22 protein-coding genes are annotated in these 21,068 nt (G+C 71.7%); 21 read left to right on the forward strand and 1 reads right to left on the reverse strand.

Annotated elements, in window-relative coordinates:
* Nucleotides 1–286: 286 nt before the first annotated feature.
* Genes QFW81_RS02800 through gspN form a run of 12 tightly spaced genes read left to right on the forward strand, consistent with a single transcriptional unit; the run spans nt 287 to nt 11,161 of the window.
* Nucleotides 287–1,117, forward strand: coding sequence for a type II secretion system protein N (locus tag QFW81_RS02800; RefSeq protein ID WP_280577048.1), 831 nt, complete (start codon nt 287–289; stop codon nt 1,115–1,117).
* Nucleotides 1,114–3,198 carry a type II secretion system secretin GspD gene (gspD, locus tag QFW81_RS02805; protein WP_425603955.1) on the forward strand — a complete coding sequence of 695 codons (2,085 nt, stop codon included), beginning with the start codon at nt 1,114–1,116 and terminating at the stop codon, nt 3,196–3,198. Before QFW81_RS02800 ends, gspD begins: the two co-directional genes overlap by 4 nt.
* On the forward strand, nt 3,195–4,682 hold the full coding sequence (gspE, locus tag QFW81_RS02810) for a type II secretion system ATPase GspE (protein ID WP_280577049.1): 1,488 nt from the start codon (nt 3,195–3,197) through the stop codon (nt 4,680–4,682). Before gspD ends, gspE begins: the two co-directional genes overlap by 4 nt.
* A complete protein-coding gene (gene gspF, locus QFW81_RS02815) occupies nt 4,669–5,874 on the forward strand; it encodes a type II secretion system inner membrane protein GspF (RefSeq protein ID WP_280577050.1) in 1,206 nt (401 codons plus the stop codon). Before gspE ends, gspF begins: the two co-directional genes overlap by 14 nt.
* Before the next feature lie 11 nt (nt 5,875–5,885).
* Nucleotides 5,886–6,335 carry a type II secretion system major pseudopilin GspG gene (gene gspG / locus QFW81_RS02820; RefSeq protein WP_280577051.1) on the forward strand — a complete coding sequence of 150 codons (450 nt, stop codon included), beginning with the start codon at nt 5,886–5,888 and terminating at the stop codon, nt 6,333–6,335.
* Nucleotides 6,336–6,344: 9 nt separating this feature from the next.
* Nucleotides 6,345–6,797, forward strand: coding sequence for a GspH/FimT family pseudopilin (locus QFW81_RS02825; protein WP_280577052.1), 453 nt, complete (start codon nt 6,345–6,347; stop codon nt 6,795–6,797).
* A complete protein-coding gene (gene gspI, locus QFW81_RS02830; protein WP_280577053.1) occupies nt 6,781–7,200 on the forward strand; it encodes a type II secretion system minor pseudopilin GspI in 420 nt (139 codons plus the stop codon). The genes QFW81_RS02825 and gspI overlap by 17 nt, the downstream gene beginning before the upstream one ends.
* 17 nt (nt 7,201–7,217) lie before the next feature.
* The gene (gene gspJ / locus QFW81_RS02835) at nt 7,218–7,841 is read left to right on the forward strand and encodes a type II secretion system minor pseudopilin GspJ (protein ID WP_280577153.1); all 624 of its coding nucleotides are present in this window, start codon (nt 7,218–7,220) and stop codon (nt 7,839–7,841) included.
* Nucleotides 7,838–8,878 carry a type II secretion system minor pseudopilin GspK gene (gspK, locus tag QFW81_RS02840; protein WP_280577054.1) on the forward strand — a complete coding sequence of 347 codons (1,041 nt, stop codon included), beginning with the start codon at nt 7,838–7,840 and terminating at the stop codon, nt 8,876–8,878. Before gspJ ends, gspK begins: the two co-directional genes overlap by 4 nt.
* Complete coding sequence (gene gspL, locus QFW81_RS02845; protein WP_280577055.1) at nt 8,875–9,978, forward strand: type II secretion system protein GspL; 1,104 nt, start codon at nt 8,875–8,877, stop codon at nt 9,976–9,978. Before gspK ends, gspL begins: the two co-directional genes overlap by 4 nt.
* Entirely contained in the window at nt 9,975–10,466 is a 492-nt protein-coding gene (gene gspM / locus QFW81_RS02850) for a type II secretion system protein GspM (RefSeq protein WP_280577056.1), read from the forward strand. Before gspL ends, gspM begins: the two co-directional genes overlap by 4 nt.
* The gene (gspN, locus tag QFW81_RS02855) at nt 10,463–11,161 is read left to right on the forward strand and encodes a type II secretion system protein N (RefSeq protein WP_280577057.1); all 699 of its coding nucleotides are present in this window, start codon (nt 10,463–10,465) and stop codon (nt 11,159–11,161) included. Before gspM ends, gspN begins: the two co-directional genes overlap by 4 nt.
* Nucleotides 11,162–11,222: 61 nt before the next feature.
* Here gspN and QFW81_RS02860 read toward each other — a convergent pair whose 3' ends face one another.
* Nucleotides 11,223–12,524: an OprO/OprP family phosphate-selective porin gene (locus QFW81_RS02860; RefSeq protein ID WP_280577058.1), complete on the reverse strand. Its 1,302-nt coding sequence runs from the start codon at nt 12,522–12,524 to the stop codon at nt 11,223–11,225.
* Between the two features lie 554 nt (nt 12,525–13,078).
* Here QFW81_RS02860 and pstS point away from each other — a divergent pair.
* From pstS to rnt, 9 genes are all read left to right on the forward strand, one after another.
* On the forward strand, nt 13,079–14,185 hold the full coding sequence (pstS, locus tag QFW81_RS02865; protein ID WP_280577059.1) for a phosphate ABC transporter substrate-binding protein PstS: 1,107 nt from the start codon (nt 13,079–13,081) through the stop codon (nt 14,183–14,185).
* A gap of 94 nt (nt 14,186–14,279) precedes the next feature.
* The gene (gene pstC / locus QFW81_RS02870; protein ID WP_280577060.1) at nt 14,280–15,248 is read left to right on the forward strand and encodes a phosphate ABC transporter permease subunit PstC; all 969 of its coding nucleotides are present in this window, start codon (nt 14,280–14,282) and stop codon (nt 15,246–15,248) included.
* A complete protein-coding gene (gene pstA, locus QFW81_RS02875) occupies nt 15,248–16,102 on the forward strand; it encodes a phosphate ABC transporter permease PstA (RefSeq protein ID WP_280577061.1) in 855 nt (284 codons plus the stop codon). The genes pstC and pstA overlap by 1 nt, the downstream gene beginning before the upstream one ends.
* The gene (gene pstB / locus QFW81_RS02880) at nt 16,095–16,955 is read left to right on the forward strand and encodes a phosphate ABC transporter ATP-binding protein PstB (protein ID WP_425603956.1); all 861 of its coding nucleotides are present in this window, start codon (nt 16,095–16,097) and stop codon (nt 16,953–16,955) included. Before pstA ends, pstB begins: the two co-directional genes overlap by 8 nt.
* A gap of 139 nt (nt 16,956–17,094) precedes the next feature.
* The gene (gene phoU / locus QFW81_RS02885; protein ID WP_280577063.1) at nt 17,095–17,799 is read left to right on the forward strand and encodes a phosphate signaling complex protein PhoU; all 705 of its coding nucleotides are present in this window, start codon (nt 17,095–17,097) and stop codon (nt 17,797–17,799) included.
* Between the two features lie 288 nt (nt 17,800–18,087).
* Nucleotides 18,088–18,513 (forward strand): HvfA family oxazolone/thioamide-modified RiPP metallophore, encoded by a 426-nt coding sequence (locus tag QFW81_RS02890; protein WP_280577064.1) that lies wholly within the window; start codon nt 18,088–18,090, stop codon nt 18,511–18,513.
* A 23-nt stretch (nt 18,514–18,536) separates the two neighbouring features.
* Nucleotides 18,537–19,400, forward strand: coding sequence for an HvfB family MNIO-type RiPP peptide maturase (locus QFW81_RS02895; protein ID WP_280577065.1), 864 nt, complete (start codon nt 18,537–18,539; stop codon nt 19,398–19,400).
* Complete coding sequence (locus QFW81_RS02900) at nt 19,393–20,178, forward strand: HvfC family RiPP maturation protein (protein ID WP_280577066.1); 786 nt, start codon at nt 19,393–19,395, stop codon at nt 20,176–20,178. The genes QFW81_RS02895 and QFW81_RS02900 overlap by 8 nt, the downstream gene beginning before the upstream one ends.
* A gap of 126 nt (nt 20,179–20,304) precedes the next feature.
* Nucleotides 20,305–20,934, forward strand: coding sequence for a ribonuclease T (rnt, locus tag QFW81_RS02905; RefSeq protein ID WP_280577067.1), 630 nt, complete (start codon nt 20,305–20,307; stop codon nt 20,932–20,934).
* Nucleotides 20,935–21,068: the final 134 nt, after the last annotated feature.

Consider the following 21,068-nt stretch of genomic DNA (forward strand, 5'->3'; position numbering starts at 1 on the left):
GGGCCGACCGCGTAGCGGCCCTGACCGAGGGAAGAGCGATCCTCCGGCGACGGGGCGTGGCGTCTCTCCGAAGTGACACCTCCACCGATGGCGTTTCCACGGGTTTCTGCACGACGTTCGTAACGATCAAGTCGCGACAGGTCGACGGATCAGCAGCCGGCCATCCCGGCACCGCGACGATCCTGTCGCGCCAGACCGACACAAATGTGTCAGCTGAAACTCCCTTGTCACAAAACCTTCGCATCCTGTCGCGACGGCGCCGACCACGCGCCATGACCGTCGACCCGTGCCCGCATTCCCGACCTTTCGCGATCCGCAAGCGCTGCTGTCCAGGCTCGGTGGCACCGATGCACTGATCCGCATGGCGGAAGCGGGCGTCGTCGTGCTCCTGGCGCTCCAGTGCGCGCGCCTGGGCTGGCTGCTGCTGCCGCCCGCGCCACTGGGTTCGATCCCCGGGGCCGCCACCGACACGATGGCGCCGCGACCCGACCGCCTGGCCATCGACGCCTTCCATCCGGGTGCAGCGCCCGGCGCCACTGCGGACACCTCCGGCCTGCGGCTGTATGCAACGCGCGGCGGCGCCGCGGGCGGCAGCGCCATCGTGGCAGATCGCGCCGGCACGCAGCGGTCGTACGCGGTCGGTGACGAGATCGCGCCGGGCGCGGTGCTGGCCGCCGTGCACGCGGACCACGCGATCCTCGAATCGTCAGGCCGCAGAACGGAACTGCGGTTCCCGGTAGCGATCCCGGCCAACCGTCCGCCCGCGGCGGCAAAGCCGATCGCGACGCAGACACCGGCAGCACGAACGGCGACTGGCGCCGACGCCGCGTCACCCACGATCGATCCCACGCAACTGCTGGCCGAAGCCGGGCTGCGTTCGATCGACGCTGGCGGCGGCGAGGCCGGCTACACCGTGATTCCCCGCGGCGACGGCGCGGTCCTGCGCCAGGCCGGACTGCAGGCCGGCGACGTGCTGCTGTCGGTCAACGGCCAGGCGCTCACGCCCGAGCGCTACGCCGAACTCGGCGACAGCCTCGCCGGTGCCGCCACCATCACCCTCACCTACCGGCGCGACGGCCAGGTCCGCACCGCGACCCTGCAGGCACCCACACCGTGAACCAGCGATTCCTCGCCGCCGCGCTCGTGTGCGCGCTGGCGCTCCCGCCCGCACCCGCCGCGTTCGCGCAGGCCAGCTCCGGTGTCACCGCACAGGACGCGGACATCCGCGCCTTCATCCAGGACGTCGCGCGCGCCACCGGCACCACCTTCATCATCGATCCCGCGGTGCAGGGCAGCGTCAACATCACCCGCGACGTGGCGATGGACGAGGCCGAACTGCTGGGCGTGCTGCTGGCGGTGCTGCGCGCGAACGGCCTGGTGGCCGTGTCCGCCGGCCCGGGCGCCTATCGCGTGGTGCCCGACACCGCTGCCGCGCAGCTGCCCGGCAGCGGCGTGGGCGGCTCGGCGTTCACCACCCAGGTGCTGCCGCTGTCGAGCGTGGACGCGCGCATCGCCGCCGAGACGCTCAAGCCGCTGGTGGGTCGCGGCGGCGTGGTCGTGCCCACGCCGCAGGGCAATGCCCTGCTGATCGCCGACTACGCCGACAACATCCGCCGCATCCGCGGCCTGGTCGCGCAGATCGACAGCGACACCGCCGGTATCGACACGGTGACGCTGCGCAACAGTTCGGCACGCGAGGTGGCCGCCACGGTCAACCAGCTGTTCGGCGGCGGCGAGGCCCGCGGCGGCCAGCTCTCGATCCAGCCGGTGGAGGGCAGCAACTCGATCGTGGTCCGCGGCGCACCGTCCGCGGTGCAGCGGGTGGTGCAGACCATCCTCGAACTCGACCGCCGCGCCGAGCGCACCGGCGGCGTGCGCGTGGTGCGGCTGCAGCACGCCAGCGCGGAACAGCTGCTGCCCGTGCTGCAGCAGCTGGTCGGGCAGTCGCCGGATGGCGAGGACGGCGCGGGCACGGTCGCGGCGAGCGCGGCCAACCCCGACGCAGCGGCCGCCCAGCTGATCACCGCCGTGCCGGGCAAGCGCCCCACCATCGTCCGGTACCCGGGTTCGAATTCGCTGATCATCAACGCCGATCCCGAGACCCAGCGCCTGCTGGTGGACGTGATCACCCAGCTCGACACGCGGCGCGAGCAGGTGCTGGTGGAAGCGATCGTGGTCGAGATTTCCGACAACGCCGCCCGCCGCCTCGGCGCGCAGCTGCTGATCGCCGGCAAGGACGGGAGCAACATCCCCTTCCTCGCCACCCAGTACCCGGGAGCCAGCCCGGGCATCATGCCGCTGGCCGGCGGCTGGTACGCCGAGCAACGCCGCCGCGACGGCGACGATGATGACGACGACGACGACGGCGCGCTCGAACTCGCCCGCCGCGCCGCCATCCAGTCGCTGCTGGGCATCAACGGCGCGCTCGCAGGCATCGCCGGCAGCAACGACAACGCCACCTTCGGCCTGATCATCGACGCGGTGAACAGCGATACCGCGTCCAACCTGCTGTCCACGCCGTCGATCCTGACCCTGGACAACGAGGAGGCGCGGATCCTGGTCGGCCAGGAAGTGCCCACCACCACCGGCGAGGTGCTGGGCGACAGCAACTCCAACCCGTTCCGCACGATCCAGCGCCAGGACGTCGGCATCCAGCTCGAGGTCACGCCTCAGATCAACGCCGGAGGCGGCATCACCCTCACCCTGCGCCAGGAGGTTTCGTCGATCGCCGGGCCGGTAAGCGAGGACTTCTCCGAACTGGTGCTCAACAAGCGCGAGGTCGAGACCCGGGTACTGGTCGACGACGGCGAGATCGTCGCCCTCGGCGGCCTGCTCGACCAGGCCGACCGCAACACGGTGTCGAAGGTGCCGCTGCTGGGCGACATCCCGATCGTGGGCCAGCTGTTCCGACACCGCTCGCGCTCGCGCGACAAGACCAACCTGATGGTCTTCATCCGCCCGACCATCGTGCGCAGCACCGCGGATGCGCAGGCGATGAGCGCGAACCGCTACGGCTACATGCGCAGCCAGCTGCCGGTGGTGGGCGAGCGCGAGAACGCGCTGGACGAACTGGTCCGCGACTACCTGCGGACCACGCCGCCGGCGATGCCTCCTCCGGCGCCCACGACGGCGCCCACGACAGCGCCGGTCCCCGCGCCCACCTACCCGGCAGCCGTCGGCGCCGACGACACGCGATGAGCGAGCCCCTGCCCGCGTTCGCCTACGCGTTCGCCAAGCACCAGGGCGTGGTGCTGCTGGCGCTGGGCGATCGTGCACGCGTCGGCCTGCGCGAGGACGCGGATCCCGTCGCGCTGCTGGAGGCGCGCCGCAGTCTCGGCGTCGAACTCGATGTCGAGGTGCTGCCGCGCGCCAGTTTCGACCGCCGGCTGTCCGAACTCTACGCCGACGCCGCGCTGGCCGGCGGCGCCGGCGAACTCGCCCTGCCGGGCGACCTCGATGCGCTCGCCGGCGACCTCCCCGCCACCGCCGACCTGCTCGATGCCCGCGACGACGCGCCGGTGATCCGCCTGATCAACGGCCTGATCGCCGAGGCCACGCGCATCGGCGCCTCCGACGTCCACATCGAACCGTTCGAATCGGCGCTGGTGGTGCGCATGCGCGTCGACGGCGTGATGCGCGAGGCGCTGCGCCTGCCCGGGCGCATCGCGCCGCTGCTGGTCTCGCGCGTGAAGGTGATGGCGCGCCTGGACATCGCCGAGAAGCGGCTGCCGCAGGACGGCCGCATCGGCCTGACCATGGGCAGCAAGGCACTCGACGTGCGCGTGTCCACGCTGCCTGCGCGCGGCGGAGAGCGCGTGGTCATGCGCATCCTCGACAAGGACCAGCGCACGCTGACGCTGGAGGGCCTGGGCATGCAGCCCGCGGTGCTCGAGGCGCTGCGCCGCGCGCTGCGCGTGCCCAACGGCATCGTGCTGGTCACCGGCCCCACAGGCGCCGGCAAGACCACGACGCTGTATTCCGCGCTGGCCGCGCTCAACGACGGCCGCCGCAACATCCTCACGGTCGAGGACCCGGTGGAGTACGCCATCGATGGCGTCGGCCAGACCCAGGTCAACGCACGCGTCGGCATGAGCTTCGCCGCCGGCCTGCGCGCCATCCTGCGCCAGGATCCGGACGTGGTGATGGTCGGCGAAGTACGCGACCCCGAGACCGCGCAGATCGCGGTCCAGGCCAGCCTCACCGGCCACCTGGTGCTCTCGACCGTGCACACCAACGACGCGCCCGGCGCGGTGACGCGCCTGCGCGACATGGGCATCGAACCCTTCCTGCTCGCCTCCAGCCTGCGCCTGGTGCTGGCGCAGCGGCTGCTGCGCCGGCTGTGCACCGCCTGCCGCCAGCCGATCGCGGCCGATGCGGCCGCGGCGGCGCTGCTCGGCGACGATGCCGCTGGCGCCACGCTGTACCGCGCGACCGGCTGCCCGCAGTGCAGCCACACCGGCTACGCCGGACGCCTGGGCATCCACGAAGCGCTGGAAGTCGACGAGCGCATGCGCCAGCTGATCGGCGGCGGCGCCGACGAGGATGCGCTCGCGGCGTCTGCGTTCGCACGCGCAGGGCGCCTCGACGACGCCGCCCGCGCCGCCGTGCTGCGCGGCGACACCACGCTGGAGGAAGCCATGCGCGTGACCCGCCAGGAGCCGCAGGACCATGCCGGCGTTTGAGTACTCCGCGCTCGACGTCCAGGGCCACGGCCGCGAGGGCGTGGTCGAGGCGGGCGACGCGATGCAGGCGCGGCGGCTGCTCGAGGGCCGCAAGCTGCTGACCGTGCGGCTGCAGCCGGCCGGCACGCATGCGGAGCAGGCCACGCCGCGGCGCGGCCGCTTCGGCGCCAGGGACCTGACCCTGCTGACGCGCCAGCTCGCCACGCTGGTGGCGGTGGCACCGCTGGAGGAAGCGCTGCGCACCATCGGCAGCCAGTCCGAGCGCGCACCGGTGCGGCGGGTGGTGATGGCGATCCATGCCCGCGTGGTCGAAGGCTTCCGCCTGTCGGATGCGATGGCGCGCGAGCCGCGCGCCTTCCCCCCGCTGTACCGCGCCATGGTCGCCGCCGGTGAAGGCACCGGCGCCCTGCCGGCGATCCTCGAGCGCCTTGCGGATCTTCACGAGCGCGACCAGCAGGTGCGCGGCAAGCTGGTCTCCGCGCTGGTGTATCCGGCTGCGCTCGCGGTCACCGCGGTCGGGGTGGTGATCGCGCTGATGGTGTTCGTGGTGCCGAAGGTGGTGGAGCAGTTCGAGTCGATGGGCCGGCAGCTGCCGCTGCTCACGCGCATCGTCATCGGCGTATCCGAGGTGCTGTCCACCTGGTGGCTGCCGCTGCTGGCGCTGCTGGCGCTCGCCGTGTACGCCGCCACCCGCCTGCTGCGCCGGCCGCCGATCCGCCGCCGCGCCGATGCCGCGCTGCTGCGCCTGCCGCTGCTCGGCCGGCTGCTGCGCGACGTGCACGCCGCGCGCATGGCGCGCACCCTGGCGACCATGTCCGACAGCGGCCTGCCGCTGATCGAAGGCCTGGCGATCACCGCGCGCACCGTCGGCAACACGGTCCTGCGCGAGGCCACCGAGGCGATGGTCGAGGTGATCCGCGAGGGCGGCAGCCTGTCAAGCGCGATGAAGCGCGCGGCGGTGTTCCCCCCGACCCTGCTGTACATGGCCACCAGCGGCGAGGACAGCGGCCGCCTGGCGCCGATGCTCGATCGCGCGGCCGATTACCTCGAACGCGAGTTCAACACCTTCACCACGGCGGCGATGAGCCTGCTCGAACCCCTGATCATCATCGTGCTGGGCGCGATGGTGGCGGTGATCGTGCTCGCGATCCTGCTGCCGATCCTGCAGTTCAACGCCCTCGTGGCCGGCTGACCGGAGGCCCCATGCACAGCCGCAACACCCGTCCGTTCCATCCGCGCCGCTCCGCCGGCTTCACCCTGGTCGAACTGATGGTCGCGATCGTCATCATCGGCCTGCTGTCCACGGTGGTGATGATCAACGTCATGCCCAGCCAGGACCGGGCCATGACCGAGAAGGCGCGCGCCGACATCTCGGTGCTGGAGCAGGCGCTGGAAACCTATCGCCTGGACAACCTCGCCTATCCCACCAGTGCCCAGGGCCTGGACGCGCTGCTCAGTGCGCCGTCGGGGCTGGCGCGCCCGGAGCGTTACCGCAAGGGCGGCTACATCCGCCGCCTGCCGGAGGATCCGTGGGGCAACGCCTACCAGTATCGCCAGCCGGGCCGCAGCGGCGGCTTCGACGTGTACTCGTTCGGCGCCGACGGGGCGGATGGTGGCGACGGCGACAGCGCCGACATCGGCAACTGGCGCTGACTCACAGCCATGCGGCGCGCACGCGGTTTCACCCTGGTCGAGCTGATGGTGACGCTGGCCGTCATCGGCCTGGCGGGAGCGACCGTGGCGCTGACGTTGCCCACGGACGACGACGTGCTGGCCGGCGAAGCGGAGACGTTCGCCGCGCGCCTGGCGCATGCGCGCGACGAGGCGATCCTCGGCATGCGTACGGTGGAAGTTGCCGTGACCACGCGCGGCTACGGGTTCTCGCGTCGCCGCTTCGATGGCTGGCAGCCGCTCGACGGCCGTGCCTTCGCGCCGGTCGACTGGGACGCGGGCACGCAGCCGCGGCTGCCGCCGGGCGAAGCGCGGCAGGCGTTCCGGTTCGACCCCACGGGGGCGACCGAGCCCGGCGCCCTGGTCCTGGTGCGCGAAGGGCGGCGCGCGCGCGTGGCGGTCGATGCCGACGGAACGGTGGTGATCGATGGCCCGGCGCGTTGACGTGCATGCGCCATGCGGCGGCGGGCAGCGCCGCCGTGGCCGCGCCGAGGCCGGCTTCTCGCTGATCGAGATGCTGGTGGCGCTGGCGGTGTTCGCGCTCGCGGTGCTCGGGCTGCTGAACCTGGCCGGCGAGAGCACGCGCACCGCGGTGGCGATCGAGGAACGCGTGCTGGCCGCGGTGGTCGCCGACACCCTCGCGGTCGACGCCGCCACCCTCGACGTGCGCGCACTGTCCGCCGATGCCGGCGGCCGCGAGCACGCGGGTGGCCGCGACTGGCAGTGGACGCGTTCCATCACGCCGACCGCCGATCCGGCCCTTCTGCGCGTGGACATCCGGGTCTCGCCACCCGGCGAATCGCGCGTGGCGGCCGAGGTGGCGCTGTTCCGGAGCCTGCCGCGATGAGCCGCGCCTGGAATCGCATGCGCAAGCCGCGGCGGTATCCGGCGCCTCGCGCCGCCGGCCGCGGCTTCACCCTGCTCGAGGTGATGGTCGCGCTGGCGCTGTTCGGCCTGATCGCCGCCGCCGGTGTCGCGGTAATGGGCCATGCGGTCGAAAGCCAGCAGATCCTGCGCGAACGCATGGACCGGCTGGGCGAGTTCCAGCGCGCGCGCGCCCTGCTCCGCGCCGATCTGTCCCAGGCCGCCGTACGCCTGGTGCGACGCGCCGACGGCAGCAACACCCGCGACGCCTTCGTCGGCGGCCGTCCCGGCGAATCGGGTCCGCTGTTCGCGTTCGTGCGCCGCGGGCGCGAGAACCCCGAGGCCGCCGCGCGCGCCTCGCTCGAGTACGTCGAATACCGCATCGTCGACGGCCGCCTGGAACGCAGCGCACGCGCCGCGGTCGACGGCGCCGCCCCGGCGCCTGCGCGGGTGCTGCTCGACGGCATCACCCGTGCACGCGTGGCCTACCTCGAGCGTGAGGCGTGGAACGACGGCTGGCACGGCGGGGCCACGGCGTTGCCGGCGGCGGTGGAACTGGAACTGGACCTGGACGCGATCGGCCGCGTGCGCCAGCGTTTCCTGCTGCCGGTGTCCGCGCCATGAGTCGCGGCGATCGTGCGCGTGCCCGCGCGGCCCGCACCAGGCGCGAATGCGCCCGAAGGCCGGCGCACGCGACGGGTGCGCCACACGCCGGCGCCGCGCTGCTCACGGTGCTGTTGCTGGTCGCGGTGATGAGCGTGCTGCTGACGGCGGTGCTGGACGACATCCGCTTCGGCCTGCGCCGCACCGGCAACGCCCAGGCGATGGCGCAGGCGCAGTGGTACGCGCTGGGAAGCGAGGAACTCGCGCGCGCGCGCATCCATCAGCTCGACCGCGGCGACGGACGCACCACGCTCGAGGGCGGCTGGAACGGCCGCCCGTTCGTGTTCCCCATCGACGGCGGCACGATGCGCATCCGCCTGGACGATGCCAGCGCCTGCTTCAACCTCAACAGCGTGGTCGAAGGCGCCGTGGGCCAATGGGCGCGGCGCGAGGCCGGCGTGCGCCAGTACCTCGCATTGATGCAGGCGCTCGGGTACTCGCCGGTGCAGGCCGGGGCGATGGCCGACGCCCTGGTCGACTGGATCGACAGCGACCAGTCGCCGTCCCCGGCGGGGGGCGAAGACGCCGCCTATGCCCACCGCGGCCCGGGCTACCGCACCTCCGGCGCGCTGCTGGCGGAGGTGAGCGAGCTGCGCGCGATCGCCGGCTACGACGCGGCGGGTTACGCGCGCCTGCGCCCGCATGTCTGCGCGCAGCCCGACAGCGCGCTGTCGCCGCTCAACCCCAACACCCTGGGGCCGGACGATGCGCCCCTGCTGGCGATGCTCAGCGACAACACGCTCGACCCTGCCGGCGCACGCCGCGTGATCGCCGCGCGTCCGCCCGGCGGCTGGCGCGACGTCCCCGCGTTCGCGCAGGCGATCGCCGTCCCGCTTCCCGACCACGTGCTGCAGCAGCTGCGCCTGCGCACCCGCTATTTCGCCCTGCGCACCGAAGTCGAGTACGACGGCGCCGAAGTGGTGCTGAGCGCGCTGCTGGATGCCGACACCGCTGGCCCCGTGCGGCTTGTCGCGCGGCGATGGACCCCTGACGAATGAACCATCGCATCCTGTTCCTGCCTGCGGACCCCGCGTCCGCCGCCACCCTGCTCGACGTCGATGGTGACGGGCGCGTGCTCGCACGTGCGCAGCTGCAGCCCGGCACGCCGGCACCGGTCGCGCCGGCCGCTGCGTCGACCGTGCTGGTGGTGCCCGGGACCGCGGTGCGCATCGACCGGCTCGATCTTCCCGCCCACAGCGCGGCGCAGGCACGAGCCGCGGCGCGCGCGCTGCTCGCCGCCCGACTGGCGCGCGCGGACGCACTGCACGTGGCGCTCGACTCCGCGCAGGCCGGGCCCCTGCGGACCGTCGCCGCGGTCGAGGCGGCGCTGATGCGGGGATGGCTCGATCGTGCCGCCGCCTTCGGCCTGGCGATCGACGCCGCGGTCCCCGAGCAACTGCTGCTGCCCGTGCCCGATGCCTCCGGTGCGGCGCATGTGCTCGATGCCGGCGACCGCTGGCTGGTGCGCGCCGACGCGATGGCCTTCGCCGCCGAGCCGGCGCTGGCCGCGCAGGTCCTCGGGGAACGCGAGCGGGTGGTGCTCGATGGCGACCTCGTCCGCTTCGCAGCGCGCGCGCTGCGCCCGGACATCGACCTGCTGCAGGGCGAATTCGTCCCGGCATGGAAACGCACGCGACCCGCCGGCCGCAGGCGGCTGGCCTGGCTGACCGCCGCGCTGGCGATCTCGCCGCTGCTGCTGGTCGCCGCGCAGGCGCTGCAGCTGACGCTGGCGGCGCGCTCGCTGGAGGCGCGCGTCTCCGCCGTGGTCCGGGATGCACTGCCCGTCCCCGGCACCGCCCCGTCGGGCGGTGTGGACACGCTCGATGCGCAACTGCAGGCCGCACGCGAACCGCGTGCCTTCGCCGCGGCCACCGGCGCGCTGTTCTCCGCCGTGGCCGCACGGCCCGGGGTGCGTCTGGTCGACCTCGAGTACCAGCGCGGCGACCGCCTGCGCGCGACCATCGCGCACCCCGGCGCCGACGACCTGGACGCGCTGCGCGGCGCGTTGGCCGCCGAGGGCTGGCGACTGGTCGAAGGCGGCAGCCGCGACGCCGACGGCGGCCTGCGCACCGCGGTGTCCCTGGAGCCCGACGCATGACCCCGCCCACCCGATCGACCGACTGGTGGCGCGCCCGCGTGCCGCGCGAGCGCGTCATGCTGGCGCTGATGGCCGTGCTGGTCGCCGGCTTCGCGTGGTGGTACGGCCTGTTGTGGCCGCTGCGCGCCCTGCGCGACGGGGCCGGCGCGCGCTACGACCAGGCGGTCTCGGCCTCGCGAACCGCCGAGGCCGAGGTCGCCGCGCTCTCGGTGAATCGCAACGGCGCCGCGCGGGTCGCGATGCTCGAAGGCGAGGCACTGCAGCGGCATGTGCTCGACAGCGCGCGTGCGGCAGGTCTCGCGCCGAGCCGCCAGCGCAGCGCGGCCGACGGCGCCTTCGTGCTCGAGTTCGAACGCGTGGCCTCGCCGGCGCTGTTCGCCTGGCTGGGAACGCTCGCCGACGATGGCCTGGCGCCCTCCTCGCTGCGGGTCGAACCCGCGGAGGGCCGGCTGCGCGCGGACGTCGGCTTCGGCGGACGCGCGCCATGAGCCGCCGCCGGCTCGTCCTGTGGTTCGCCGCCGCGCTGGTGTCCGGCACGCTGGCGTTCGCGCCGCTCCAGCTGGTGCTGCCGCGGCTGTCGCTGCCGGCGGCGCTGTCGGCGACGCGGGTCGAGGGCCCGGTCTGGCGCGGCCACCTGCGACAGCTGCACTGGCAGGCCACGCCGCTGGGCGACGTGCGCCTGGGCCTGTCGCCGCTGCCGCTGCTGGCGGGGCACCGCCAGGTGTGGATGCAGGGCCCGGACGTGTCGCTGCGGTTGCATACCGGGCACCTGCGCGGCCTCGATGGCGCCAGCGGCGTGGTGCCACTGCCGGCGCCGTCCGGACTGTCGCTGCGCGCCTCGCTGGAGGAGGCAGGCCTGCTGTTCGACGACGGCGGCTGCCGCGAGGCCGGCGGCCGGGTGAGGCTCGAGCTCGCGCTCGCCGACGACGCAGTGACGCCCATGATTCTCTCCGGCACGCCCGCATGCGAAGGCCGCCGGGGCGTGCTGGCGCTTGCGCCCGAACAGGCGGGCGGTCCGCTCCAGTTCGAGGCGCGGCTGGAGATCGACGGCGACGGCGGCTACCGGATCGAGACCCTCGCCCGCAGCGACGATCCCGCACTGCGCATGTCGCTGCTGGCCGCCGGGTTCCAGCAGGCGCCGGGCGGGTTCAGCCGGGTCGACGCCGGCACGCTCGCCGACTGAGCGCGCCGCGCACGGACGGCAACAGGACGCTCCGCCGCGCGCGGGCCAAGAACTGCTCCGCTCAGAACGCGAACTGGGTCCGCAGCGCGTACTGCCCGGTCTCGTCGCCGTTGAAGCCGTTGTCGCCGCGCGTGTAGTTGAACATGAAGCGCAGCGCCGGGTTGACGTAGTAGTTGACGCCCAGCAGCCAGCTGGTCACGTCCAGATCGGCGACGTCCCGGTTCTCGATCGAGTCGTAGCGCGCGGTGAGTTCCCACAGTCCCGCGCCCGCGACCGGCGCCGAACCGAACACGCCGGTGCCGGCCTTGTACGGCTTGTGGCCGCCATTGAGGTGCCAGCTGCCCTGCAGGTACCAGGTGGAGACGTCCTGGTCGGGACCGACCGGTTGCCCGAACGCGGCGTTCGCGTACTCGCCCTGGAAGAACAGCGGACCGAAGGCGCCGGCCGCTTCCACGCCATAGGCGGTGACCTCGTCGCCGCTGGCGCCGCTCACGGTCGCGATCGTCTGCGACGGCCCGCGACGGCCGGCGTAGTTGACCGACGCCACCAGGTCGGCCGAACCCTTGTTCGCGTTCTCCTGGCTGATCCAGCCACCGAAGTGCAGCGTGCTGTCGGCGGTGTTGATCGGCGCGAACGTGACGCGCCCGGCGTAGCCCGCGCCCTCGTTGCGCGCGCCGCTGGCGCCGCGCAGGTTGAACGCGCTGAAGCCCGCGGTGTAGTTCGCGCCCGCACGCAGGTAGCCCACGCCCTGCTGGAACTGGCGACCACCGAACAGGCCGGTGGCCGAGGCGAAGGGACGCTCCATCATCAGCAGGTCGTTGGAGCTGGTGAGCTCCTCCATCGAGCGGTACGGCTTGAAGTGGCCGACGGTGAACTTGCCGCCCAGCGCGGACCTGGCGATGTAGGCATCGCGCAGGCCGTCGAGGTTGCTGCCCGCGGCGAAGTCCTGCTCGAGCTTGTAGTCCCAGCCGTAGGCCTTGCCCTGCAGGGTCAGGCGCGCGCGGCGGAACTCGGTGGTGCCGGTGGTGTCGGCCTGGTCGCGGTCGAAGGCGTAGGCGTCGAAGTGGATGCGCCCGCCGAGCGAGGCCTCGAAGGTCTTGTCGGCGGAGGTCACCTTGATCCCGCCCCTGGTGTCGACCACCGGCTGGGTGGTCGCCATCCGGTCCAGGTTTTCCCGGGTGGCGATGTTGATGTCGGACTGGGCGTCGGTCCGGGTCTCGAGTTCCTGGACCTTGGCCGCGAGCGCGGCGATCTGGGCCTTGAGCTCGGCGATTTCCTGCGCCTGCGCGGACTGGGCGGACGCAGGGGCACTGGCGATCGCGAGGGCGGAGGCCAGCGCGGCGGCGGGGAGCGAATGGCGCATGGGGGACATTCCCGGTTGGTGGAGGCGCGAGGGCGAAGCCGGCCGCGTCGGGCCATGCGGTGGCGCGGCACGGCATGGGCCGGCGCCGCGCAGAATGGGTCAACGACGTGTCATTTTGATGACAGTGCTGTCATATGACAGTTCATCGCATCCGCCCCCCGCCGGGATTCGCGCGCAGCGCCCCCGGATCGCGCCCGGCCGACCACAGCCCACGCCTCCCAGCGCTTCCGGCACGTGTCACGCGAGCGTCATCCGGCCTGAATGCCCCTGTCATCGCGGCGCGTTCCAATGTGCCCACGGAAGCGGCACCCGGATGCCAGCTGGTCCCTCTCCCCGGCTTTCCAGCCTGCACTTCCGGTCGATCGGAACACCTCTCCTCCAGATGGCACCTCCCATTGCGCGGGCCTCCGGGCCCGCTTTTTTTGCGCCTGCGGCCCGGAAGGCGGCCGTCGGGAAGCGGTCGGGACGTCTGCAGTCATACGCCTGTAACAAAAACATCATTTCATGTGGCCATCCCGCCAGGCGTTGCCCTGGCCTGCTCCAGGAGCTCGCACATGAACACCCGCTTCGCCCGCTTGACCCTCCTCGCCCTGTCGGCCGCGCTGTTCGCCAGCGGCTGCTCCGGCGACGGCGGCTCCGCGACCGCAGACCAGGCCGGCCAGGCGCCCCTGCCGGGCGCCGCCGCGCAGCCGGCCGCCGGCGACCGCATCAGCGCCGAGATCACCGGCGCCGGCGCCACCTTCATCTATCCATTGCTGTCGAAGTGGTCCGACGACTACAACAAGGCCACCGGTGCGCGGATCAACTACCAGTCGATCGGTTCCGGTGGCGGGATCGCGCAGATCAAGGCCGGCACCGTCGACTTCGGTTCCAGCGACAAGCCGCTGACGAGCGAAGAGCTGGCGCAGGCCGGGCTCGGGCAGTTTCCGTCGGCCATCGGCGGCGTGGTCCCGGTGGTGAACATCGACGGCATGGAACCCGGCGAACTGCGCCTGACCGGCCCGCTGATCGCCGACATCTACCTGGGCAAGGTCGCGCGCTGGAACGATCCGGCGATCGCCGCGCTCAACCCGGGCGTGCAGCTGCCCGACGGCAAGATCACGGTCGTGCACCGCTCGGACGGTTCGGGCACCACCTTCAACTGGGTCAACTACCTGTCCAAGGTGAGCCCGGAATGGCAGTCGCAGGTGGGCGAAGGCACGTCCGTGAGCTGGCCGACCGGCGTCGGCGGCAAGGGCAACGAAGGCGTGGCCGCGTACGTGAAGCAGATCAAGGGCTCGATCGGCTACGTCGAGCTGGCCTACGCCACCCAGAACGGCATGTCGTACGCGTCGATGCAGAACGCGGCGGGCAACTGGGTGCGCCCCAGCGCCGAGAGCTTCCAGGCAGCGGCGGCGAGCGCCGACTGGACCAACGCCACGGACTTCAGCCTGATCATCACCAACGCGCCCGGTGCGGACGCGTGGCCGGTGGCGGCGACCAACTTCATCCTGATGTACAAGCAGCCCAAGGATCCCAAGCGCTCGCAGGACGCCATCGACTTCTTCACCTGGGCGCTGGAGAACGGCCAGCCGCAGGCCGATGAACTGCACTTCGTGCCGCTGCCGCCGGACCTCGTGCAGCAGGTCGAAGCCTACTGGGAAGCCGAATTCCAGCTCTGACCGGACCCGACCGGCGGTCCCGGGCGCCCGCTTCGCGCAGGCACCCGGGGCCACCGGATGACCGGCCTCCCTCCGCACCGGCCTGCCAGACACGATGAACGCCAGCACCCTCCCCGTGAGCGATACACGACGCGACGCCGCCGACCAGCGCGCGGACCGCGCCTTCCGCTGGCTGGTCTCGGCCGCCGGCGTACTGGTCCTGGTGTCACTGGTCGCGGCGGCGCTGTCGATGCTGTGGGGCGGACGCGAAGCGTTCGGGAAGTTCGGCCTGTCCTTCTTCTGGCGCGACGCCTGGAACCCGGTGCTCCAGGACTTCGGCGCCCTGGTGCCGATCTACGGCACCCTGGTGACGGCCCTGATCGCGATGGTGATCGCGGTGCCGATCAGCTTCGGCATCGCCATGTTCCTCACCGAAATCGCGCCCAAGTGGCTGCGCACGCCGATCGGCGCGGCGATCGAACTGCTCGCCGGCATTCCGTCGATCATCTACGGCATGTGGGGCCTGTTCGTGCTGGTGCCCTACCTGGCCGAACACGTGTATCCGTGGGTCAACGACCACCTCGGCGAGATGCCCGGCATCGGCGCGGTGTTTTCCGGCCCGCCCTTGGGACTGGGCATGGGGACCGCGGGACTGGTCCTGGCGATCATGGTGATCCCCTTCATCTCCTCGGTGATGCGCGAGGTCTTCCTGACCGTACCGGGGCAGCTGAAGGAGTCGGCATACGCACTGGGCGCCACCAAGACCGAAGTGGTCTGGGACGTGGTGCTGCCCTACACGCGCTCGGCGGTGATCGGCGGCATTTTCCTGGGCCTGGGACGGGCGCTGGGCGAAACCATGGCCGTGACCTTCGTGCTGGGCAACGCGCACCGCCTGACGGTGTCCCTGCTCGAACCCGGCAACTCGATCGCGGCCACCATCGCCAACGAATTCGCCGAAGCCGACTCGCCGATGTACCTGTCTTCGCTGATCGCGCTCGGCTTCGTGCTGTTCATGGTCACGTTCGTGGTCCTGACCATCGCGCGCCTCATGCTCCGCCAGCTCAAGAAGCGGGAGGGCAACTGATGAGCGCCTCGCTGTACCGGCGTCGCCGGGCCAAGAACCTGATCGTCCAGGCACTGGCGGTGGCCGCCGCGGTGTTCGGCCTGTTCTGGCTGGTGTGGATCATGTGGACCACGCTGACCAAGGGGATCGGTGCACTGAACCTGGCGCTGTTCACCGAGATGACTCCGCCGCCGGGAGCGGAAGGCGGCGGCCTGCTCAATGCCTTCTTCGGCAGCGCGGTGATGAGCCTGCTCGGCATCGCCATCGGCGCACCCATCGGGGTGCTCGCGGGCACGTTCCTGGCCGAGTACTCGCGCGCCAGCTGGGTGGGCGAATCGGTGCGCTTCGTCAACGACATCCTGCTGTCGGCGCCGTCCATCGTGCTGGGCCTGTTCGTGTACACGCTGGTGGTCGCGCAGATGGGGCACTTCTCGGCCCTGGCGGGCGCGATCGCGCTGGCCTTCATCGTGCTGCCGGTCGTGGTCCGGACCACCGACGAGATGCTGCAGCTGGTGCCCGCCCAGATGCGCGAGGCGGCACTCTCGCTCGGGGTGCCGCAATGGAAGGTGATCGTCCAGGTGCTCTACCGCTCGGCGATGCCCGGCATCGTCACCGGCATCCTGCTGGCGTTGGCGCGCATCTCCGGCGAGACCGCGCCGTTGCTGTTCACCGCACTCAACAACCAGTACTGGACCACCAACGTGTTCTCGCCGATGGCCAACGTGCCGGTGGTGATCTTCCAGTACGCGATGAGTCCGTACGAGAACTGGCATTCGCTGGCCTGGGCAGGCGCCTTCGTGCTGACCATGTTCGTGCTGCTTGTCAGCCTGGTGGCGCGCTACATCGTGCTGCGCAACAAGATTGCCCATGACTGACCTTTCGATGGACCATTCCGTGATGAACGACGCCGCCCCCGCCGCCCGCACGCAGCGCATCAGCACCGCCACGGCCGAACGCGGCGCGCTGCCGCCGGCGCCGGTCAAGATCGCCGCCCGGAACCTGCAGTTCCACTACGGCACGTTCCATGCGCTGAAGAACATCAGCCTGGAGATCCCGGAGAAGCGCGTGACCGCGCTGATCGGACCTTCCGGCTGCGGCAAGTCCACCCTGCTCCGGGTGTTCAACCGGATCTATGCGCTGTATCCGAAGCAGGACGCCAGCGGCGAAGTGCTGCTGGATGGCGAGAACATCCTCGCGCCGAAGTACCCGATGAACCGGTTGCGCAGCAAGGTCGGCATGGTGTTCCAGAAGCCCGTGCCGTTCCCGATGACGATCTACGAGAACATCGCCTACGCCATCCGCCACCACGAGAACCTGTCGAAGAAGCAGCTCGACCAGCGCGTCGAGCACGCGCTGCGCCAGGGCGCGCTGTGGGACGAAGTCAAGGACAAGCTGGGCCAGAGCGCGCTCGGCCTGTCGGGCGGGCAACAGCAGCGGCTGTGCATCGCGCGCGCGGTGGCGCTGAAGCCCGACGTGCTGCTCCTGGACGAGCCGACCTCGGCGCTGGACCCGATCTCCACCAGCCGCATCGAGCAGTTGATCGAAGAGCTCAAGCTCGACTACACCATCGTCATCGTCACCCACAACATGCAGCAGGCCGCGCGCGTGTCCGACTTCACCGCCTTCATGTACCTGGGCGACCTGATCGAGCACGACACCACCGAGACCATTTTCTCCAACCCCTCGAAGCAGCAGACCGAGGACTACATCACCGGCCGCTTCGGGTGAGGCAGGCCGCCTGCGCGGGACTGCCGCGCGGCCTGCCGAACGCCCGGGCACGGATGTCCGGGCAGGCTGATCCGAAGCCCACGCTGCTGCGCCACGGACGGCAGCGTCCACAGCGCCCACCACTGGAATCGCCATCGCCATGACCACCCAACCCCACGACCACATCGTCAAGAGCTACGACGAGGAGCGCCAGCGGCTGATCGGCGAGATCATGCGCATGGGCGAGATGGCGGCATCGCAGCTGGAGGCCGCGCTGGACGTGGTGGAGCGACGCGACGACAAGGCCGCCGCCCGCATCATCGAGAACGACGAGGCGATCGACGCGCTCGAGCACGAAGTCAGCCAGGACGTGATGAAGCTGGCGCTGCGCGGGCCGCTGGCGCGGGACCTGCGCGAGATCCTTGCCGCGCTGCGCATCGCGTCCGACATCGAACGCATCGGCGACTACGCCGCGAACGTCGCCAAGCGGTCCACCGCGCTCAACGCCTCGCCGCCGCTGCCGCATACGCGCGGGCTCAATGCGCTCGGGCAGCTGGTGGTGCGGCAGATCCGCGACGTGCTGGCCGCCTACGCGAACAACGACGCCCAGGCCGCGCAGCGGGTGCGCGCGCAGGACGCCGAGGTCGATACGCTGTACACCGGCCTGTTCCGTGAACTGCTGACCTACATGATGGAGGATGCGCGCGTGATCACGCCCTGCACCCACCTGCTGTTCATGGCAAAGAACCTGGAACGGGTCGGCGACCACGCGACCAACATCGCCGAGAACATCTGGTTCCTGGTGCACGGCGACGACGCCCTGCCGCCACGCGAGAAGCGCGACGCCACCAGCGTGGCCACCTGATCCCGCGCCGTCCACTCGCGCTGCCCGGCGCCGCGCACTGATGGTGCGCCGCGTCATGACGGCGATCTGACTTCAGCCTGAACACGGGCCGCTGCGCATCGCGCGCAGCGCCGCGTGGACCTCGACCAGCCCTTAATGTCGCGCTGGCCACACTGTGGCCGGCGGCGTCCGGCCGCGTCACGCTCCCCGCCGCCACCGGCACCCCGGTGCGTGTCGCGTGCCGCAGCCCACGATCCCGCCCCGTCTTCATCCGTTCGCGGAGCGATCCGCCACCCGAAGGAATCCGTCATGACCCAGTCCAGCCACAAACCCGCCGCCGTCGCCATCGGAACCGCGCTCGCCGGCGGCCTGCTGCTGTCCGGATCGGCATTCGCCGTCACCCCGCTCGCGCAGGGCTACCTGCTCGGCGCGCAGGACGCCGCCACCGCCGAGGCCAAGGCGCACGAAGGCCAGTGCGGCGGCGACAAGGCCAAGTCCGAAGGCAAGTGTGGCGAAGGCAAGTGCGGGATGGAGAAGGCCGACACCGACAAGGACGGCCGCATCTCGCGCGCCGAGTTCGACGCCGCCCACCCCGACAAGGCCGACAAGTTCGCCGGCATCGACGCCAACGCCGACGGCTTCATCGACCAGGCCGAACACGATGCGCATTCGGCCGCGCGCAAGACCGACATGGAAGGCAAGTGCGGCGAGGGCAAGTGCGGCGGCGCCGCCTGACGCGCTGACCGCCCCACCCCGCCATGCGCCCCGCCCCGCCGTTGCCGGAGGCGAGCGCGGGCCTCGGCCTGCGGCGCGGACTGCTGTCCGCGCTGCAGGCGGCCGACCGGGGTACCTTCGATTTCCTCGAATGCGCGCCCGAGAACTGGATCGGCGTCGGCGGGCGTCTTGGCGCCGCCTTCGACGCCTTGGCCGAACGCCATCCGGTCACCTGCCACGGCCTGTCGCTGTCGCTGGGTGGCGCCGCGCCGCTGGACGAGACCTTCATCGCCCGCGTCGGCCGCTTCCTCGACCACCACCGCGTTCCGCTGTACAGCGAACACCTGAGCTGGTGCAGCGACGACGGCCACCTGTACGACCTGCTGCCGCTGCCGTTCACCGAGGAAGCGGTCGAGCATGTGTCGGCGCGCATCCGGCGCGTCCAGGACCTGCTCGGCCGGCGCATCGCGATCGAGAACGTCAGCTACTACGCCGCGCTGCCGGCCGCCGGCCACGCCACGCTGGACGAGGCGACGTTCGTCAACGCGGTGCTCGAGCGCGCCGACTGCGGCCTGCTGCTGGACGTGAACAACATCCACGTCAACGCGACCAACCACCGTTACGACGCGATGGCGTTCCTGCGCCGCATGCCCTCGGAACGCATCGCCTGCTACCACGTCGCCGGACACCACGACGAGGCCGCGGACCTGAAGGTCGACACCCACGGCGCCGCGGTGCGCGACTCGGTGTGGGACCTGCTGGCCGAGGCCTATCGCGTGCACGGCGTGCGCCCGACGCTGCTCGAGCGCGACTTCAATTTCCCCCCGTTCGAACAGCTGCTGGGCGAGGTCGACGGCATCCGCCGCCTGCAGCAGGCCGGCGATCCGGCGCGCCAGGCGCATGGCTGAGTCCACCTCGCGAGCGTCGCTGCGCGAGCAGCAGTTCGCGCTGTCGCGCCACCTGCGCGATCCGGCGACCGGGCCGGCGCCAGCCGGCATCGAGGACCGGCGCCTGGCGATCTATCGCGACCTGCTCTACAACAACCTGCAGAGCCTGCTGGCCGGCAACTTCCCGGTGATCCGCCGCACCCTCCCCGATGGGGACTGGCACGCGCTGGTACGCGCGTTCTACGCCGGCCACCGCTGCCGCACCCCGCTGTTCACCGAGATCGGCCGCGAGTTCGTGCGCTGGCTGGAGGCGCGCATCGACGCCGATCCGGGGCTTCCACCGTGGCAGGCGGAACTGGCGCACTACGAATGGGTGGAGCTGGCGCTGCAGATCTCCGACGCCGAGGCCGGGCCGGTCGACCCGCTCGAGGGCGATCCCCGGCGCGGGGTGGCGCTGCTTGAGGGGGTTCCGGTGGTGTCGCCCCAGGCCTGGGCACTGGCCTACCGCTGGCCGGTCCACCGGATCGGGCCCGGCCACCTGCCGCAGACCGCGCCCGAGGCGCCCACCCTGCTGCTGGTGCGCCGCGACGGCGGCGGCGAGGTCCGCTTCGCCGAGCTCTCGCCGCTGGTGTTCCGTCTGCTCGAACTGCTGCACGGCGGAACCGCGACCGGGCATGGCTGCCTGTGCACACTGGCGCAGGAGGCCGGGCTCGGCCCCGACGCGCTGCTCGCCGAGGGCCGCGCCATGCTCGAGCGGCTGCATGCCGAAGGCACGCTGCTGGGCGTGCGCCCCGGCTGAGAACGGGCGCGACGCCGCTCCGCGGGGCGCCGTTCGCGTTGGCGGTCGCGATACCGCCCCATGTCGCACGGTGCGACGATCGCGGGCCGGATCCTGCGCGAAATGCGCCTCTGCTAGTCTTCCGCGATGGATCCCGCCGTCGCCCCCAGCCCCGCCGCCAGCCCTCTCGCCAAACGCTTCCGCGGGTACCTGCCGGTGGTGGTGGACGTGGAAACCGGCGGCTTCGACTGGAACCGCCACGCGCTGCTCGAGATCGCGGTGGTCCCGATCGACGTCGACGCCGATGGCGCGCTGATCCTCGACACCCCCGCGAGCGCGCATGTGGTGCCCGCGCCGGGGACCCAGATCGACCCGCAGTCGCTGGAAGTGACCGGGATCGACCTCGACCACCCGTTCCGCTTCGCCAAGCCGGAGCGCGAGGCGCTCGACCACGTGTTCGCCACCGTCCGCGCGGCGGTGAAGAAGCACGGCTGCCAGCGCGCCATCCTGGTCGGCCACAACGCGCACTTCGACCTCAACTTCGTCAACGCCGCGGTCGCGCGCAGCGGGCACAAGCGCAATCCCTTCCACCCCTTCAGCGTATTCGACACCGTGACCCTGGCCGGCGTGGCCTACGGCCAGACCGTGCTGGCGCGCGCCGTGCAGGCCGCGGGGTTCGCGTGGAGCAGCGAGGACGCGCATTCGGCGCTGTACGACGCCGAGCAGACGGCGAAGCTGTTCTGCAACATCGTCAACGCGTGGCCACCGCGCGCCTGATCGCGGCGCCTCGCGCGGTCGCGCCTAGACCCGCTGTGAACATCCTCTGTGCTTGACTGCCGGCATCCCTCGAACGGAGATGTCGCGATGCCGATCACACGCGCGAAGGCGAGCCGCCTGCTCAACCAGGCCGA

The organism is Luteimonas kalidii, from assembly GCF_029887935.1.
GTDB classification, from domain to species: domain Bacteria; phylum Pseudomonadota; class Gammaproteobacteria; order Xanthomonadales; family Xanthomonadaceae; genus Luteimonas; species Luteimonas kalidii.

What these genes read in the sequence shown, in the direction of transcription:
- pstA (WP_280577061.1), top strand. Translation starts at nt 15,248, where the DNA reads ATGAGCGCCTCGCTGTACCGGCGTCGCCGGGCCAAGAACCTGATCGTC.
- phoU (WP_280577063.1), top strand. Translation starts at nt 17,095, where the DNA reads ATGACCACCCAACCCCACGACCACATCGTCAAGAGCTACGACGAGGAG.
- gspK (WP_280577054.1), top strand. Translation starts at nt 7,838, where the DNA reads ATGAGTCGCGGCGATCGTGCGCGTGCCCGCGCGGCCCGCACCAGGCGC.
- pstS (WP_280577059.1), top strand. Translation starts at nt 13,079, where the DNA reads ATGAACACCCGCTTCGCCCGCTTGACCCTCCTCGCCCTGTCGGCCGCG.
- gspM (WP_280577056.1), top strand. Translation starts at nt 9,975, where the DNA reads ATGACCCCGCCCACCCGATCGACCGACTGGTGGCGCGCCCGCGTGCCG.
- gspE (WP_280577049.1), top strand. Translation starts at nt 3,195, where the DNA reads ATGAGCGAGCCCCTGCCCGCGTTCGCCTACGCGTTCGCCAAGCACCAG.
- QFW81_RS02900 (WP_280577066.1), top strand. Translation starts at nt 19,393, where the DNA reads ATGGCTGAGTCCACCTCGCGAGCGTCGCTGCGCGAGCAGCAGTTCGCG.
- QFW81_RS02890 (WP_280577064.1), top strand. Translation starts at nt 18,088, where the DNA reads ATGACCCAGTCCAGCCACAAACCCGCCGCCGTCGCCATCGGAACCGCG.
- QFW81_RS02895 (WP_280577065.1), top strand. Translation starts at nt 18,537, where the DNA reads ATGCGCCCCGCCCCGCCGTTGCCGGAGGCGAGCGCGGGCCTCGGCCTG.
- gspL (WP_280577055.1), top strand. Translation starts at nt 8,875, where the DNA reads ATGAACCATCGCATCCTGTTCCTGCCTGCGGACCCCGCGTCCGCCGCC.
- pstC (WP_280577060.1), top strand. Translation starts at nt 14,280, where the DNA reads ATGAACGCCAGCACCCTCCCCGTGAGCGATACACGACGCGACGCCGCC.
- gspF (WP_280577050.1), top strand. Translation starts at nt 4,669, where the DNA reads ATGCCGGCGTTTGAGTACTCCGCGCTCGACGTCCAGGGCCACGGCCGC.
- pstB (WP_425603956.1), top strand. Translation starts at nt 16,095, where the DNA reads ATGACTGACCTTTCGATGGACCATTCCGTGATGAACGACGCCGCCCCC.
- QFW81_RS02825 (WP_280577052.1), top strand. Translation starts at nt 6,345, where the DNA reads ATGCGGCGCGCACGCGGTTTCACCCTGGTCGAGCTGATGGTGACGCTG.
- rnt (WP_280577067.1), top strand. Translation starts at nt 20,305, where the DNA reads ATGGATCCCGCCGTCGCCCCCAGCCCCGCCGCCAGCCCTCTCGCCAAA.
- gspG (WP_280577051.1), top strand. Translation starts at nt 5,886, where the DNA reads ATGCACAGCCGCAACACCCGTCCGTTCCATCCGCGCCGCTCCGCCGGC.
- gspI (WP_280577053.1), top strand. Translation starts at nt 6,781, where the DNA reads ATGGCCCGGCGCGTTGACGTGCATGCGCCATGCGGCGGCGGGCAGCGC.
- gspN (WP_280577057.1), top strand. Translation starts at nt 10,463, where the DNA reads ATGAGCCGCCGCCGGCTCGTCCTGTGGTTCGCCGCCGCGCTGGTGTCC.
- gspJ (WP_280577153.1), top strand. Translation starts at nt 7,218, where the DNA reads ATGCGCAAGCCGCGGCGGTATCCGGCGCCTCGCGCCGCCGGCCGCGGC.
- QFW81_RS02860 (WP_280577058.1), bottom strand. Translation starts at nt 12,524, where the DNA reads ATGCGCCATTCGCTCCCCGCCGCCGCGCTGGCCTCCGCCCTCGCGATC.